The 16737-nt window shown below is 68.5% G+C and carries 12 protein-coding genes; 5 read left to right on the forward strand and 7 right to left on the reverse strand.

Annotated elements, in window-relative coordinates:
* Positions 1-10: 10 nt before the first annotated feature.
* From QHF89_RS27445 to QHF89_RS27455, 3 genes are all read right to left on the reverse strand, one after another.
* A complete protein-coding gene (locus QHF89_RS27445) occupies positions 11-841 on the reverse strand; it encodes a BMA_0021/BMA_0022 family TOMM bacteriocin (protein ID WP_284720997.1) in 831 nt (276 codons plus the stop codon).
* Positions 838-4911: a TOMM system kinase/cyclase fusion protein gene (locus QHF89_RS27450; RefSeq protein ID WP_136966682.1), complete on the reverse strand. Its 4074-nt coding sequence runs from the start codon at positions 4909-4911 to the stop codon at positions 838-840. Before QHF89_RS27450 ends, QHF89_RS27445 begins: the two co-directional genes overlap by 4 nt.
* A gap of 362 nt (positions 4912-5273) precedes the next feature.
* Entirely contained in the window at positions 5274-5438 is a 165-nt protein-coding gene (locus QHF89_RS27455; RefSeq protein WP_284720998.1) for a hypothetical protein, read from the reverse strand.
* A gap of 213 nt (positions 5439-5651) precedes the next feature.
* On the opposite strand from QHF89_RS27455, the gene QHF89_RS27460 reads away from it, so the two are divergent.
* The 3 genes from QHF89_RS27460 to QHF89_RS27470 all read left to right on the forward strand — a co-directional run bounded on the left by QHF89_RS27460 (position 5652) and on the right by QHF89_RS27470 (position 8541).
* Positions 5652-6206 carry a glutathione peroxidase gene (locus QHF89_RS27460; protein ID WP_136966643.1) on the forward strand — a complete coding sequence of 185 codons (555 nt, stop codon included), beginning with the start codon at positions 5652-5654 and terminating at the stop codon, positions 6204-6206.
* Positions 6207-6238: 32 nt separating this feature from the next.
* The gene (locus tag QHF89_RS27465) at positions 6239-7093 is read left to right on the forward strand and encodes an SDR family NAD(P)-dependent oxidoreductase (RefSeq protein ID WP_136966642.1); all 855 of its coding nucleotides are present in this window, start codon (positions 6239-6241) and stop codon (positions 7091-7093) included.
* Positions 7094-7242: 149 nt separating this feature from the next.
* Positions 7243-8541 carry a PAS domain-containing protein gene (locus QHF89_RS27470; protein WP_136966641.1) on the forward strand — a complete coding sequence of 433 codons (1299 nt, stop codon included), beginning with the start codon at positions 7243-7245 and terminating at the stop codon, positions 8539-8541.
* A 22-nt stretch (positions 8542-8563) separates the two neighbouring features.
* Here the strand turns inward: QHF89_RS27470 and QHF89_RS27475 are convergent, their stop codons facing one another.
* On the reverse strand, positions 8564-9193 hold the full coding sequence (locus QHF89_RS27475) for a TetR/AcrR family transcriptional regulator (protein WP_136966640.1): 630 nt from the start codon (positions 9191-9193) through the stop codon (positions 8564-8566).
* A 167-nt stretch (positions 9194-9360) separates the two neighbouring features.
* Here QHF89_RS27475 and QHF89_RS27480 point away from each other — a divergent pair, with 167 nt between their 5' ends.
* Together QHF89_RS27480 and QHF89_RS27485 are read left to right on the forward strand one after the other, a co-directional pair.
* Complete coding sequence (locus QHF89_RS27480; protein ID WP_136966639.1) at positions 9361-10110, forward strand: SDR family oxidoreductase; 750 nt, start codon at positions 9361-9363, stop codon at positions 10108-10110.
* Between the two features lie 100 nt (positions 10111-10210).
* Positions 10211-11833 (forward strand): PAS domain-containing protein, encoded by a 1623-nt coding sequence (locus tag QHF89_RS27485; protein ID WP_136966638.1) that lies wholly within the window; start codon positions 10211-10213, stop codon positions 11831-11833.
* Positions 11834-11836: 3 nt separating this feature from the next.
* Here the strand turns inward: QHF89_RS27485 and QHF89_RS27490 are convergent, their stop codons facing one another.
* From QHF89_RS27490 to QHF89_RS27500, 3 genes are read right to left on the reverse strand one after another with little or no spacing between them, the layout of a single operon-like run.
* A complete protein-coding gene (locus QHF89_RS27490) occupies positions 11837-12751 on the reverse strand; it encodes a class I SAM-dependent methyltransferase (protein WP_136966637.1) in 915 nt (304 codons plus the stop codon).
* Between the two features lie 22 nt (positions 12752-12773).
* Positions 12774-14426, reverse strand: a complete 1653-nt coding sequence (locus QHF89_RS27495; RefSeq protein ID WP_136966636.1) for a hypothetical protein — start codon at positions 14424-14426, stop codon at positions 12774-12776.
* Positions 14405-16714 (reverse strand): PhoX family protein, encoded by a 2310-nt coding sequence (locus tag QHF89_RS27500; RefSeq protein WP_136966635.1) that lies wholly within the window; start codon positions 16712-16714, stop codon positions 14405-14407. The genes QHF89_RS27495 and QHF89_RS27500 overlap by 22 nt, the downstream gene beginning before the upstream one ends.
* Between the last annotated feature and the right edge of the window lie 23 nt (positions 16715-16737).

Genomic DNA, 16737 nt, shown 5'->3' on the forward strand with positions numbered 1-16737 from the left:
GTTCCACCCGCTAGCAGCAGCAGGTGAAGGGGTATTCGGCGCCCGTCGCGTTGTATGCAGCGAGCGCGATGGGCTCGGCTTCCACATTGTGCGGTTTCGTGGGCAAATAGAGCGTGAGCGCGGACGGTTGCGAGAACGTCCAATACGACTGGCCGTGCGACGGCGGGCTGCTCGACACGTTCGGCGGAGTCCAGTGGGCCCCGCTATCATCCCTGATGATGATGTTCATGTTCCAGGGCAGCTCGTACCCGCGGATGGTGTGCAGAGCTACCGTGGAATCGATCAAGAGCTTCTGCTTGAAGCCCGGGTCGGCCCAGGCCTTGGCGAGCGCCGAAAGTAGCGCGACCTGGAATGCACTGAATTCATTGTCACTCGGGACGAAGCCGCCGACAGGAGCGCTGCTATGGGGTCCAATGGCCGGGTCGTTCAACACCGGCACCCCTCGGGGGCTCCTCAAAGCCGAGAGGGGACCCAAGGGGCCGTACTCCGTTCCCCAGTCGTCGCTGAACAACGAGGCGCGCTGCCGGTAATAATCCGCGAGCGCCATGGCTCTCGCGTTCGGGTCGCTCGACGGCGCCGTGAGCGGCAGGTATAGCGTCAGGCTGTCGAGCAGGTTCTTGGACCAGACCCACTCGTCGCCAATCCACTCGAACCGGCCCTGGGCGGCCTCGCTGGTCGTGATTTCGAGGGTGCAGGCGCTGGTCCACGGCCAGTCGAAGCCGAAATACCTCGATAACGTCCCGGTGGGGTTCGTGGTCAGCTCGTTCAGAAAACTCGGAGAGGACCACGCCGTCGCGATCGAACGCATGTAAGCCGTGCGAAAATCCAGCAACTTGTTCATGCCCATCGGGCTTCTCCTTCGTGGTTGTCGACTTCGATCTCTCGTAGACCCGGGTGGCGCGTGAGCAGCTCGTCGAGCCGTGCGCGGCGCTGCTCGGCTGCGCCGGAGCGCCGGACGAGCTCCAGCGTCGCCAGCGCTTCGATCCTCGGCATGTCCTGGCGCCGCGCCAGCCGGGCCGCTTCCTCCAGCGAGCTCCGGACGCCTTCGGCCGCAGGATCCCTTTGCGCCTCGTACATGGCGCGGCGAAGGTGGAGCACGGGCTCGTAAAAGTGCTCGTCGTTCTCGCGGCACAAAGAAAGGCAATGGTCGATGCTCGTGATGGCCTCGAGGAGCTCGCCGCGCTCCGCCTGGGCATCGGCGGCCAGAGAACCATAATACGAGAGGCCGAGCTTGCACCCGAGGTCGGAGAGGACATTGACGATCGCCTGGGCGCGCCGCCCGTCGCCGGTCGCCCAGTCGTGGAGGGTCGCGGCATAGCCTTCGTAGGCAGGCAGCCCATATTTCCCGCTCAGCGCGAGGAGCTCTCCGGCCATGGCGGCGACCGCGCGCCGGTCGCCGGCGAGCTGATGGACCATCCCCCCGTACAGCAAGCCAATGGCGATCGAAGGGACGTGACCGATCTCGCGCGCCCATTCAAGGGTGCTCGTGACGAGCGGGAAGGCCGTAGCGGCATCGCCCGAGAGCCACCGGAGCTGGGCCACGTACGACTTTGCCAGGACCAGCGTATCCAGCCCAAAGCGCGCCCCGTGGTCCCGGTGAAGGGTGGGATCGTAGAGCTCGACAGCGCGCTCGACGGCGGGTCTCGCATCCGCATGGTCGCCATCCATGAAAAGCGCGAGGCCATGGAGCGCCGCGGCGGCCGCGCGGAATCCCGGGTCGCCGGAGCGCTCGGCAATGGCGACCAGCGCCTCAGCCGCCGCGCGTGCCGTCCGGCGATTGCTGGCCACGTGGTGATAGGTGAACAGAAACCACAACGTCGGCACCCTGTGCTTGCTGTCCTGATCGAGCCGTTGGAGCAGGCTGGCCGAGCGATCCGCGGTCGCCTTGACCTGCGGATCCGCCCAGCCCCGGATCGCCATCAGGGCCTGGGTCAAAATGCCGTTCGCGGAGAGCTCCGCCTCGATCCCCTCGGTGGCCGGCAGCGCGGACGCCCACGCGATGGCATTGGAGGCGTGCGCGACGGCCTCGGCGTACGTCGAGCGTTGCAGCCCCTGTTCCGCCGCTTGCAGCGCGTAAGCCATCGCTTGCGGCTTCTGCTCCGCCGCCGCGTGGTGATGCGCGAGCAGATCCGGTCGCGTCCGGACCACCTCCGGAAAGCGCTCCTCCAGCGTGCCCGCGATCCGTGCGTGGACCCGCAGCCGCGCGTTCGTGGAGAGCGACTCATAGGCCGCATCGCGAATCAGCGCGTGCTTGAACACCCCCACCGCGTCCTTGGTCCGCCCCTTGCGCAGCACGAGTCCTGCGCGCATCAGTTTTTCCAGGTCGTCCGCCACCACCGCGGGACCGAGCGGGCTCGCGGCCGAGAGCACCCCGAGGCTGAACTCCCGCCCCAGCGCCGCCGCGAGCTGCGCGGTCTCCTTGGCGCGCGCGAGCCGATCCAGGCGCGCCGTGAGCAGCGTGTGCAGGGTCCCCGGGATCGCGTCGTCGGAGAGCGGGCCCGCGAGGTCGTAGCGCTCCTCGCGCTCCACGAGCTGCCCCGCGTCGATCATCATCCGCAGCAGCTCCTCCGCGAAGAGAGGCACCCCGTCGGCGCGCCTCGCCACCCGATCGATCAAGGTGGGGGGCAGCGCCTTGTGGCCGACGAACCCGTGGAGCATCTCCGCGATCTGCGGGCGCTCCAGGCGGCTCAGCGGGAGCAGGAGCACGCTGTTCATCGCGAACGATGGCGAGAACTCGGGACGTGCCGTCATGAGCAAGCACATGGGGACCGTGGGCACCTCGCGAACGAGCTGGGTCAGCAGCTCTAGCGTGGTGGGATCGGCCCAGTGCAAATCTTCGACCAGCAGGAGGACGGGCTGCGTGTCGGCCATCGTGAAGATCAGCGACGCGATGGCCTCGAGCGTCAGCGCCTTCTGCCGCTGCGCCGAGACGTCGAGCGGGGCATACGGCGCGTCGAGGGGCAGGGAGAAGAGCGGCAAGAAGAGCGGCATGGCCTCCGCCGGCGTGAAGCCGTGCGCGGTAAGCTCCTCCGCGAGGCGCGCGCTTTTGCTGCCCGCGCTCGCTTCCTGGTCGAGCTTGAGCACGCGCGACAGGAGATCGACCACCGGCGCGAGGGCGCTGTGCTGCATGTCGGGTGAGCACCGCGCTTCGAGGAAGGTGTGGGGCTCGCGCGCCAGCCGAACGCGCAGCTCGCGCGTCAGGCGGCTCTTGCCGATGCCTGGCTCGCCCGTGATGAGGCTCGACTGGCCGACGCCCTCGCACGCGAGGCGCCATCGCTCCAGGAGCAGCGCCATCTCGGAATCTCGGCCGGAGAGCGGGGCCTTTGTGCCGTCGGGGGTCGGCCACCTCGTCGCGTGGACGTGCTCCTGCCCGAGGCGGAAGGTCTCCACGGGCGCCGCGATCCCCTCGATGGAGCGGACGCCTTCGGTTTCGAGCTCGAAGGCGACGCGCAGCAACGCTTGCGACGCAGCGCTGACCATCACGGACCCCGGCACCGCCAGCGAGGCGAGCCGTGCGGCGAGTCGCGGGGTGGCGCCCGTGACGAGGCTCGTGCCGTGGAGGTCCTCCAGATCCCCATCGACGACCGGGCCGGTGTGGACACCGATGCTTGCCTCGACCCGGACGTTCCGCGCAGCGATCCGCGGCTCTTCGGCTTGCACGGCGACGGCCATCTCCAGCGCCGCGCGGGCCGCGCGCTTGGCGTCGTCCTCCGCCGCGGTGGGGTAGCCGAAGTAGATCAGCAGATCGTCGCCGAGCGCCGCGGCCACGTACCCCCCGTGGCGGTGTCCGACGTTCGCGCAGAGGGCGAGCGCGGAGCGCAAGGGGCCGTCGTGTGCCTCGGCGTCGAGGGCCTGCTCCGTGGCGGCGCGTGTCCTCAGGCGGCAGCAGAGCGCCGTGAGCTGCCGGCGCTCGCCGTCCAGCGTCGGCGGGACCGACCCCCTCCGGTGCTCGAGCGACGTGGTGATCGTCGTGCTCGTGGTCCATGTCCGGAGGCCCTCGCCGGCCGCGGGGCTCGCGGCGCCGAGCATCCCCTCGCGGGACAACCCGCGCAGGTCGCAGGCGTCGAGCGCGTCGAGGAGCCCGCGGGCGGTGACCTCACGCGCGGCGACGTCCTTGCAAACGGCGCGGGCGAGGAGGGCGCCGAGGGGGTGGCGCGTGAGCGCGGCCGGGATCGGGACGGGATCGGCGTCGAGCAGTTGATAGAAGATCTCGGCCGCCGTGCCGCTGTACACCGGCTTGCCCGTCAGGCATTCGAGGAACACGAGGCCCCAGGAGAAGAGATCTGCGCGCGGCGAGGGCTCGGCGCCGCGCCACTGCTCCGGCGCCCCGTAGCCGGGCGTGCCCAGCGCGTCGTGGCTGCCGGTCAGGCGTGTGGATCTCTCGGCGTCGATCGTGGAGCCGATCCCGAAGTCGAGCACGAGCGCGTTGCGGCGGGCGCCCGTGGGGATCACCATGATGTTGCTGGGCTTCAGATCGCGGTGGACCACGCCTGCTGCGTGGGCAGCCGCGAGGGCGTCGAGTACTTGGAGCATCAAATACTTCGCCTCGCGCGGCGCGAGCGCGCCCTCCCTCGCGAGCAGCGCGGCGAGGTCGTCGCCGGGGGCGAAGGCGAATGCGGTGTAAAGAATCCCGTCCCTGCTCTGTCCTGCGTCGACGAGCTGGACGATGTTGGGGTGGTGAAGCTGGGCGCAGAGCTGCGTTTCGCGCAGGAAGCGCGCGACCCGCGTGTCGGTCTGCGCGGCGCCCCCGTGCTCGGTGAGGCGCAGCGTCTTCAACGCGATTGGCTGCCCCGTGGTGAGCTGGCGGGCCTTGTGCACCACGCCGAAGCCACCCTCGCCGAGTTTGGCAAGGATCTCATAACGATCCTCGAACATGGTGCCAGGCGCGAATGCTGCGTGGTTGTGCTGCATGATCGGACTCACGTTCACGGGAGGCGCTCGAAAGAGCGCTCGCGTGGTGACCCCTTCGCCGTTCTGCGAGAGCGCGAAGCGAGCTCGCCTCGGGGGTGAAGCAAGCCGGGCCACGCCTTGCTCGCGAGGCGGGACGCGGGACGTCCACCTATGGGACGAGAAGCCTAGGACGCTGCGCCAACGAATCGACGCCTTAGGGAGAAGAACGCAAAACGCTGCAGCCTGTCAAGCGAGCCTGGGGGCTATCGCGCGTCATGTCGACCGGGTTTTGCTCATTACGTTCACGCCTTCTCCTCGGCGTCGAGCACGGCCTGGAGATCCGGATCGACCTCATCTTCACGTAACAGCCTGCCCAGCCGAACTCAGGTCAGGTCGCCGGTGCCTTCGATCCGCGCGCCGGTCGGACGGTCGATGCCGAAGAGGCGCTGGTAGCTGCCCTCGGGGCGGAGGTGGACGACGCCGCGAAGGAGCCGCGCGCGCGTGACGTGAGGGCTCCCGTCGAACGTCGCCGCCGTGCAGGCGAACATGGCTTGGAGGACCGCGGTGGCGGCTTCTTCGACAAGGAGAGGCCGAGACGCGGCGGGGTACGAGCGAGAGGAGGGTCTTGCCACGGGCACGGTGGGGGGCAGGTCCACGTGGAACGAGCGGGTGTGGCGGCTCTTGCGGACGCAGCGTCCTGGAGGGACGCACTCGCCCGCGGCCGATTGCGCCTCGCGCCTGTGACGAGTAATCCCAAGGCCATGGCATCTTCCCTCGAACGGATCCCTGTCAACACCATCGATGGCCGTCCCTCCTCGCTTGGCGCGTACGGCGGCAAGGTTCGCCTCGTCGTCAACGTCGCCTCGCGGTGCGGGCTCACGCCTCAGTACACGGCGCTCGAGGCCCTCTATCGCAAGTACAAGGACCAGGGTTTGGAGGTCCTCGCTTTCCCCGCGAACGAGTTTGGCGCGCAGGAGCCCGGGACCGACGCGGAGATCCAGTCGTTCTGCTCCACCTCGTACGACGTCACCTTCCCGCTCTTCTCGAAGATCGTCGTCAAGGGCGAGGGCCAGCACCCGCTTTATGGCGCGCTCACCTCGGCCCAGCCCGAGGCGCGCGCGCTCCCGGGCAGTGATTTTCGGGCGCGGCTCGTCGGTTACGGCATCGAACCGGGCGCGCCGCACGAGATCCTCTGGAACTTCGAGAAGTTTCTCGTCGATCGCAAGGGCGAGGTCGTCGACCGGTTCTCGCCCGACGTGCCGCCCGATGCCGACCTCCTCGTGACCGCGATCGAGCGCGCGCTCGCGCAGACCTGAAACCCCCAGCGATTCTCACCACAGGAGATGTCATGATGCACCCCGCTTTCATTCCGGGCGCCGTTGCCGTCGTCACGGGCGGCGCCGCGGGCATTGGCCTCGCGGCCGCGAAGAAGCTCGCGTCGCTCGGCCTTCGTGTTTGCATCGCCGACCTCGGCGCCGATCGGCTCGCGCGGGCGCGTGAGGCCGTCGTGGCCGTGGCGGCGGGCGGCGACGCCGATGTGATGACCTCCGAGACCGACGTCAGCCGCGTCGAGGCGCTCGTCGCGCTCGAAGCCGCCGTCACCGCGCGGTTTGGCGGGACGAACATCCTCTTGAACAACGCCGGCATCGGCCCTCGAAGCACCGTGCTCGGACCCGCGGAGAGCTGGGCGCGGACGATCGACGTGAACCTCTGGGGCGTCCTCCACGGCACGCAGGTCTTCGTGCCTCGGATGATCGAGCAGGGGCGGCCCGGCCTCGTGATCAACACCGGCTCGAAACAGGGCATCACCACGCCGCCCGGCAACCCGGCGTACAATGTCTCGAAGGCTGGCGTGAAAGCATTCACCGAGGCGCTTCAGCATGAGCTCCGCAACACCCCCGGCTGCCAGATCAGCGCGCACCTGCTCATTCCGGGATTCGTCTTCACCGAGCTCACCGGGTCCGGCCGTACCGACAAACCGGCGGGGGCGTGGACGCCGGAGCAGACGATCGACTTCATGATGGAGCGCCTGGCCGCGAATGATTTCTACATTCTCTGCCCGGACAACGAGGTCCCGCGCTCGCTCGACGAGCGCCGGATTCTCTGGGCGGCCGGCGACATCGTCGAGAACCGCCCACCGCTCTCGCGGTGGCACCCCGACTACGCCGAGGCATTCAAGGCGTTCGCGTCGCAGCGGAAATAGCACGGTACCGTCGACGCGGTCGTTCCTCCAAGCTTGACGGCAAGCACGCCCACCCGGTAAATTCACACCCAAGACGCGCAGGCGCGCAAGCTCGCGGATTTGGCCATCGGGGGGCCAGAGCTGGGGCTCGGGTTTCGGGGGGGAGTTACATGTTGAAGGACACGCCGTCGTCCGGGAGTTCGTCCCATTTGGCCGCGGGGCCGTGGTCTGCGTTCGATGCGCTCACGGATCCGGTCGCGCTCGTCGACGCGCGCGGGGGCATTCGGTACGCCAATCTCGCGTGGCATCGGCTCGCCGACGACAGCGAGCCGGGGCGACGACGCCGCGATCTCCCCGCGGGCACGTCCCCCGCATCCATGCTCGACATGCACGAGACGGACCGAGCGGCGATGCGCGCCGGCATCGGCGAGGTGATCGCGGGCGGCCGCGCGCGCTTCGACCTGGAGCTGGGGACGAGCTACGCAGCGGACGAGGCGCAGCGCTGGTTTTCGCTCGTCGTGACGCCGTGCCAGGTCGACCCGGAGGGCGGCGCGCTCGTCCATCTTCGCGACGTCACGGCGCACAAAAAGACGGAAGGTGCGCTCCGCGCGAGCGAGGAAGGCCTGCTCTGGGCCCAGCAGATTGGGAACATGGGCAATTGGGATTGGGACATTCCCACGGGGGGCTTGACCTGGTCCGACCAGATTTTTCGCATCTTTGGCTACGAGCCGCGAAAGTTCGACGTCAGCTACCAGGCGTTCATCGGCACGATTCATCCCGACGATCGGGCCATGGTCACCGAGGCCGTGAACAGGACCGTGAACGAGCGCGCCCCTTACAGCATCGAGCACCGCATCGTGCTGCCGACGGGCGAGACGCGCGTCGTCCACGAGCAAGGCAAGGTCTTTTACAGCGAATCGGGCACGCCGCTTCGGATGCTCGGCACCGTGCAGGACGTCACGGAGCGCAGACAGTCCGCCGATATCATTCGCCTCCAGGCGGGGCGCCTCGAACAAGAGCTCGTGGCGCGCGAGCAGGCCGAGCAAGCGCGTGCTGCCCTGCAGGACGAGGTGATCCGTGTACAACGCGCGCTCCTCGAAGAGCTGTCCACTCCCCTCATCCCCATTCGCGAGGACATCATGGTGATGCCGCTCATCGGCGTCGTCGACGCGAGGCGCGCCGACCAGATGCTGGAGACGGTGCTGCATGCGGCCGTGGGCAAGCAGACGCGGGTGGTGATCATCGACATCACCGGCGTCAAACAGGTGGATACCCACGTCGCCAATACGCTCCTGCGTACGGCGCAGGCGCTCGGGCTCGTGGGTGCGGAGGTCGTGCTGACGGGCATCCGCTCGGATGTCGCGCGAACCTTGGTCGAGCTCGATGTCTCCCTCGCGTCGCTGGTCGTTCGCGGCACGCTGGCGAGCGGCATCGCCTACGCCACGGGCCAGGGCGGGCGACGGCGCTGAAGTCGCGCCCTCGCGCCTCCCCTCACGTCTGCCGCCGCCGCTTCGCCGGACGGCACGCGGGGGCGGCGCCGAGCAGCCTCGCCACGGCCGCCTCGCCGATGCGCCCGAGCGCCTCGCGCTCCAGCCCCGTCTTGGCGAGGAACTCCATCCCTTGCAGGACTGCGAGCAATAACCGGCCGACCTCGCGCGCGTCCGTCTCCGGCGGCAGATCCCCCGCATCGCGCGCCTCCCCCACAAGCCCGACGAGCAGCTCTTCGAGCGCGCCGAACGTCTCCCGCGCCCGCTTTCGCACCTCGGGGTCGTGGGATGCGAGCTCCGAGGCGCTGTTCACCAGCAAACACCCACGCTCGCAGACGGCGGCGGCCTCGGGCGTCGGCAGGTCCATCCGGAAGAGACCCCGAAGGCGATCGATCGCGGGCGCGTCGCCGCCGAGCGCGGCGCGTATGGCGTCGAGTCGCCAGGTGGCGTAGGCGTCGAGCACGGCGAGGAAGAGCTGGTGCTTGTCGCCGAACGCCGCGTAAAGACTGCCTTTTCCGAGCCCCGTCGCCCGCATCAGGTCGTCGAGCGACGTCGCCGCGTACCCCTTCTCCCAGAACTGGTCCCGCGCGGCTTCGAGCACCTGTTCCACCTCGAACTTACGTGGACGACCCATACCTCTCTCTATGGTACTTGACCGATCGGTCCACAAGTCCAATACTGGACCACGTGGTCAACAACGTCGACGCGGACGTCCTCCGCGGCGGCGGCATGTCCTACCACGTCGGAGCGCGTGCCCGGCGAACCAAACCGAACGGATCTCAAAGAAGCGGGAGAATGATCATGGGTGCACTCGAAGGAAAAGTTGCCGTCGTCACGGGCGGGAGCACGGGCATCGGATTGGCCGCGGCCAAACGGTTCGCCGCGGAAGGCGCGCGCGTTTTCATCACGGGCCGGCGAAAGGCCGAGCTCGACGCGGCCGTCGCGGCGATCGGGAGCAGCGCCGTCGGCATCCGCGCCGATTCGTCGAACCTCGCGGATCTCGACCAACTGTATACCGTCGTCCGCGAGCAGGCGGGCCGCATCGACGTCGTCTTCGCGAATGCCGGCGGCGGAGAGTTCCTCCCGCTCGGCGCGATCACCGAGGAGCATTACGACAAGACCTTCAACACGAACGTGAAGGGCGTGCTCTTCACGGTGCAGAAGGCATTGCCCCTCCTCGTCGACGGCGGCTCGATCATCCTGAACGCCTCGACCACGTCGACGATGGGCACCGAGTCGTTCAGCGTGTACAGCGCGACGAAAGCGGCCGTGCGAAATTTCGCGCGAAGCTGGATCCTCGACCTCAAGGCGCGCCGCATTCGCGTCAACGTGATCAGCCCCGGCCCCATCAAGACCCCGGGCCTCGCTTCGCTTGCGCCGACGGAGGAGGAGGCCAAAGCGCTTCTCCAGGGCCTCGCCAGCACGATTCCCCTCGGCCGGCTCGGTGATCCGGACGAGGTCGGCAAGGCCGCTGTGTTCCTCGCCTCCGACGCGAGCAGCTTCGTCAACGGCGCCGAGCTCTTCGTCGACGGCGGGTACGCGCAGATCTGAGGGGCGTCGCGCCAGCAGGATGGTTCGTCCAATCGCTTGACGTCCTTGGAGAGGTGAGGTGTCGTGATCCCTCCGTCATGGGCGGACAGAGGAGAGCGACATGAGCGATCAGGGGGCGACCACGTATCGCGCGTTTCTCGAAAGCCAGGCGCGCGATTTGGCGCTGGTGATTGCCGGCGACGCCACGACCGAGGTCGCGTGCCTCGGCAAGGCGACGACGGCGGAGGTCGCTGCCTGGTCCGAGGCCCTCGTGGGCGCGACGATCGACACGCTCCTCGGAGACGATGCGGCCGCCGAGCGCGTCTCGGCGGCGGCGCTCGGCCTCGGGCGTCGCGGCGCGCCCGCCGACGAGGTGCACCGCGCCCTTTCCAAGGCCCGCCGCCATTTCCAGCGCGTGCTCCGCGCGTGGTCTGCTTCCGGCGGCGACCCCGCGACCCATGCGGACGCGCTCGACAGGCTGGTCGCCGTCTTCGACGAAGCGGCGTACGCGCTCGCGAGGTGCGCCGCGTCTGCCACCGCTGCCGTTCGCTGCGATGGCGATGCGCGTTTTCGGAGCCTGATAAACGCCTTCAAGAGCGTCGTGGTGCTCATTGGCGAAGACGACACCATTCTCGAATGGAACACCGAGGCCGAGCGCGTCTACGGGTGGTCGAGGGACGAGATCCTCGGGAAAAACTACCTCGAACTGTTCGTGCTGCCCGAGGCGCGGCCTCGGGTCGCGGCCGACATGCGCAAGGTGCTCGCGGGCGAGGAGACGCGCGGCTTCGAGAACCCGGTCGCGTCGCGGGACGGCGCCGTTCATATCCTGCAATGGAACGTCGGGCGCTTGCTCGACGGCGAGGGACGACCGACCGCGGTCGTGGCCAGCGGCTACGACATCACCGAGCAGAAACGGGACCGCGAGGCGCGCGAGCGGAGCGAGGCGATGCTGCATGCGGTCATCTCGAATGCGCCCATCTTCCTCTTCGTCAAGGACATCGAGGGACGTTATACCCTGACGAACCGCGGCTTCGACGAAGGGCTGGGCCTCGAACCGGGCTCCGCGGTCGGAAAATTGGATACCGATCTCTTTCCGCCCCACGTCGTCGCGAGGAATCGCGCGGATGACCGGCGCGTCTTCGACGGGGGCGTGCCGGTCCAGCTCGAAGTGGAGATTCCCACGAAGATCGGCCCGCGCATCTTTCTCGGGTCCAAGTTTCCGTTGTTCGACGCGCGGGGCAAGCTTTATGCGGTCTGCGCCATTGGCTCCGACGTCACCGACCTCCGGCGGGCCGAGGCGGAGCAGGCGACGTTCCAGGACCGGCTCATCGACGCGCAACGCGAGACCTTGCGCGAGCTCTCGACGCCGCTCTTGCCGATTGCCCCGGGCGTCGTGCTCATGCCGCTCGTCGGCGCCATCGACGAAAGCCGGGCGGCGCTCGTGCTCGAGGCGTTGCTCCAGGGCGTCGTCGCGCATCGCGCCGAGGTCGCGATTCTCGACATCACCGGCGTTCGCACGGTGGACACGGGCGTCGCGCTCGGCCTCGTGCAGGCGGCGCAGGCGGCGGGGCTGCTCGGCGCGGAGGTGGTCCTCACGGGCGTGCGCCCCGCGGCTGCGCGGACGCTCGTGGACATCGGGATCGACATGCGCGGCATCAAGACGGTGAGCAGCCTGGAGCAAGGCGTCGCGCACGCCATCGGGCGTTCGAGCCGCCGCGCCCGCCCGAAGGCGCCGGCGCGGTAGCGCTCATTCCCGCGCCTTGGCCCGCTCGACCATCGCCAGATATTCATACGCCGCCACCGGCTCCTCCGGCAAACCGAGCGGCGCGAGAACCTCCTTCTGCAACGCCGCCCCGTCCACCTGCTCGCCCACGAAAAACCCCGCTTCCTCCACGAATGCTCGCAGCCGCTCGGGCGGGATCCCCCACCGCATTCGCTCCCCGGCCAATCGAAGCGACGTGCGGATCAGCCAATCCAGCGTCCCGAGATGCGGCTGCCCGGCGTCGTCTCCATCCACGTACGAGAAGGCCACGCGGCTCCCGGCCCCCGTGTGCTCGTGGATCGCCCGGAAAAACGCCTTCACGTCCTTCACGTCCAGATACATGAGCAGCCCCTCGGCCACGACCACGCTTTGCGCGTCGCTCCGCCACGGCGTCTCGCGCAAGACCTCGCCGAGGGATCGCTTCGACAGATCCGCTGCGCACAGGTGCAGGTTCGTCCGTGCAAACCCCGCGCCCCGCACCCCTTCGCGTTTCGGCGCTGCCGTCGCCGGCGCGTCGATCTCCACGCACGTCACCTCCGGATGACGCCGCGCGATGATCGCGGCCAGCGGATCGAACCCTGCGCCCACGACCAGAAGCTGCGTCGCTCCCGCTGCGATCGCCTCCTCCACGGCATCTGCCATCCACCGCTTTCGCAGCCCGAACCAGACAAGCTGACCGCGGGCCGTCCATGCCTCCGCGATCTCGTAGAATCGTTGTGTCCACGGCGCGCGCATCATGTCGATGTGCCGCTGCGCGACGGCCCCGGACGCGCGCAGGATGGCCTCCGCCGTGGTCGCCGCATCTGCCGGCAAGAGGCCGGCGAATCGGGGCACGGCGTCGATCAGGACCATGAATCGTGCAATCTTCTTGGCCGTCAGGCTCGTGCGCTCGTGGGACATGACGTCCCCGAGTGTAGCACCATCACCAATCGAGCCGCAGCCGCCCGTCGGTGTAGACCCGATTTGCCTTGCCGAGGTCCGTCGACCCGTTCTCGATCGCCCGGTGCACGTTCACTGCGGGTCGAAGCAGCGCGTCGCGGCCGAGATCGAAGCGTTGACCTCGAACGATCGCCCGATACGCCTTGTCGAGCGCGAGCGCGCGCTCGCGCGACGGCAGGAGCAGGAACGCGAGGTCCCGATCGCCGCCGGGCGCTGCACGTCGCAGCTCGGATTCCGCGAGGATTCCGCCGGGGAAAAAGCGCGCGAGCATCTCGTCGTTCGCGCGTAGCTCGTCGCCTCCGCCCACACGACGCAGATACGTGAGCACTTCAGGATCCGCGTGCCCGAGCTCGGGGACGTCGGGCATGCCGCGGAGGTCTTGCACCCGCCAGCCTTCCCTTCCCGGCACCTTGCGCGCGAGGGCAAACGTCTGATCGACCGTCACGCCGAGGCCCGAATGGCAGCCCATGCAGAACCGATGCTCCTCGTCCGTCGACAGCCGCAGCCGCCCCTCGGCGTCCTCGATGAACCCCTGCAATTGCCAGCCGAACGCATTGCGCAGCCCGCTCGTCGCCGACCCCGTGTACACGGGCAGGAGCCCCTCGTCCTTTTCGTCCTGCTCTTTTTCGTAGGCGCGGAGGAGCGCCCATCGATCGAGCTTCAGCACCTTGCGTGAATATCGAAGCTCCTTCATGCGCCGCGCGACGTATCCGGGCGCGTCCGGATCCAGGTAGTGGACCGAATGCAAAAACTCCACGCCCCGCGGATAGATCCCTCGTTCGAGCGGCTCGCTCGACGCGGCGCCGGCGTAGGTGCGTGGCAAGCGCCGCACGCGCGTCACGCCCGCGGAGAGCGCTCCATCGTCGTCGAGATCCTCCCCGAGCAGCCGCTCGTCGACCGGCTCGATCGTGCGGTCGATCCGATCCTCCTTCGCGTCGGGATCCGTCGTGATCGCGGCTTCGAGCAGCGACAGGTTCAGCGCGTAGATCGCGCGTGACGGTTTTCCGTGTTCGTCCGCGCGAAACACCTCGGGCAAGCGGATGAACACATCGTCCGTGCTCCCATTCGTGGGCCAGAACGTACCGGGAAACGGCTTGAACCGAACGGCGCGAAAGCCACTCCCATCGCGCGCAAACCCCTCGTCGTCGAAGCCGCGATCGAGATCGAGATCCGGCACGTATCCTTCGTACCCGCGTGCGCTCGTGAGCGCGCGCTGCAGCGGCGCGTAGTTGTCCTCGCGCACGTAGCGGAGGATCTCCTCGTCCGACATCTGCGCGATCTCCGCGCTCCGATCGACGAACAGGTTCGTGTAGTGGTTCTCGCGCGCCGCGTCCGAGAACGCGTATTCCTCCTGCAAATGCGCGTCCGCGCGCACATTCGTGCCGTGCGCGCTCGTGTGGCAGACCCAGCACGGGTTCGAGGTCCCGCCGGTCTTCGTGTAACAGAGCGGCGGCACCGAGGCCTCGGGGTTGTTCACCCGCCCAGCGGCCTCGCGGGCGCGCGCGAGCGGGTCGTAGAGCCCCTCGGCTGCCCTTTCCTCGCGCCGCCCGCACGAGGCCGCCCCGAGGCCCACGAGGAGCCCGCACGCGAGCACGAACGAGGGCAGGCGCGCGTTCACCGCGCCCCGTGGGGCCATACGCTCTGCACGTGTTCGCCCGGGTGCTGCACACTCACGAAGAGCGTGCGCATGTCCGCGGCGAGCGCCGGCCCCGTGGCCTCCGCGTCGCTCGGCATTGCCACGATGCGGAATGCCTTGCCGAACGTCGGCGACACGACGCCCGGCGCGCCTGCAGCGTGCGCGCGATCGAGGTCGAGGAAGTACACCGCATCGGCGCGCTGGTTCGTCGCGAAATTCCCATCCGTGCCGAACCACACGCCTCCCTCGTGATCGATCAGGATGTTGTCGGGGTTCGACGCATCGTACGGCCCTGTCGCATTCGTGCCGGCCCAGACGCGGAAGAACACGAATGTCGTCGACGCCCCGGGGCGCTTCGCGTTCGCCTCCTGCAATGCGAACATGTTGCCGACCATGTCGGGGCGCTTCACCGAGGCCTGCTCGTGCACCGCCGGATCGATCAGCTTGCCCGCCTGATCGAGCTGCGTCTTGTGCCCGTGGTTCGTGAACGACACGTAGATCCTCGGCGTCCCGCTCGGATCCCGCGGGTTGTACTCGACGTCCTCGGGCCGGTTCAGCTCCATGATCCCGACCTTCGCGCTCGCCGTGAACAGCGCGCGCCGCACGTCGTCGTCGCTCGCGAAGCCGCCGAGCCCGTTGTAGTCCATGTCGGAGAGCGCCTCGCCCACGGTCTTGCCCGGCTCGCCGAGCGCGGCCGCGTTCGGGGCGATCGCCGTGCTCGCCGTGCCGAGCTCGATCCATTGCCCGATCCCCGGCTGCGCCTCCGTCGGCGCCTCGCCCGTCGCGAGCATCGTCACGCCCGTCGTGTTGTCGAGTCCGGCAAAATGCGCGGCGTAGACCTTCCCCTCGTCGAGCAATGCGCGCGTCTCGGCGCGCGTCATTCCCGGCTCGTAGACGTGTTTCGAGACGAACTTGTACAGGCGGCCGCTCCGCCGATCGTCCCCCGCATAGAGGACGATGGGTTCGTTTGGCAGGAGCTTCCAGTCCGCGTCGACCACGAACGACGTGTTCTCCCACCGCGCGCGGCCCACCGCGCCGAGCTTCTTGTGGCCCACGCCCACCGCGTTTTTCCCGTCATACTCGCCCGGCGCCTTGCCCGGATCGATCTCCACGAGATAGCCGTACAGATCCTTCGCGTGGCGCGATTTCACATCCGGCGACATCCCGAACAAGCTCGCTGGACTCGGCGTCGTGTCGAACGTGATCGGCCCGCCCGGATCCGCGCCTGCGCCGCGGACGAGTTTTTGCTCGCTCGTCCAGAACACCTCCATGTCCCCATGGAAGTCCTGCACGTTTTCCTCGGCGGTGATCACCGTGCCCCACGGCGTCTGACCGCCCGAGCAATCGGCCATGATGCCGCTCACGACGCCGGGCGGGAGCGCGTGCCCCTCGTCGTCGTGATCGACTTCGAGCGGCATGATCCCCGTGAGGCGCGCGAGCGTCTTGCTCGTCGCGTCGTATCGAACGGCCCCGGCGCCGCGATCGACGCGCCATGTCCCTTCCGGATCCTGCACCACGTGAAACCACGAGCCGCCGACCTGGCGCTTGGCCTCCCGCAAGTACGTCGCGAGATCCGCGGGAGCCCACCGATTCGACGTCACGTCGTTCGTCAGCACGTTCTCCGCCGCGAGATCCTTCGCGAGCGTGAGGTGCTGGCCCGTCGGCGCCGTCGTCGACGTAGGAGCCTCATTCGGAATCGACTCGTGGTTCACCCACATCCACGCCGACGTGCCGCTGCCGTGCCATTGCGGCGGATCGCCGGGCACGTCGCTCCACCGATCTCCGAAAAACGCGATGTAATCGTTGTTCGTCCCGAACCGCGGCGCCGTGGGGCTCCGATCGAACGTCAGCGGATCGAGCCACGACACCACCACGTTCGGCGAGAGCCCTGCGATCGCCTGCACGCTCTCCGTCGACGTATTCGGAAGCGGGAACGCCACGCCCTTTGGCAGCGTCCCTCGCGCAACCTGATCCACGCGCGCCCGGACGTAGCGCCCGAGATCCGCAGCGCCCGTGTCGAGGTCGTCCGCGAACGTGAATCCGACGACGCTCGAAAGCGGCCGCCCGCCGAGGGCTTTGGCCGTCGCCGGGGTCCGGTCCGGACCCTCGCCGTCGCCCTGGCACGCGACGAATACGACCGCAATCAGGACGCCGGTCGTCCCGAGCGCCTGGAAATGTCGTTGCTCCCAGTGGCCCGTTTTCCGTTTCATTCGCCATTCCCCCGGGCGGCGCTCGCGGATGCGGAGCGCGCGCCCGAGGATCTTGCCATTGCAGAGGTCGGGCACCACCCGTTTAGCGGTTCAGACCGCTC

It is taken from the genome of Polyangium sorediatum (assembly GCF_029946465.1).
GTDB classification, from domain to species: Bacteria; Myxococcota_A; Polyangia; order Polyangiales; family Polyangiaceae; genus Polyangium; species Polyangium fumosum.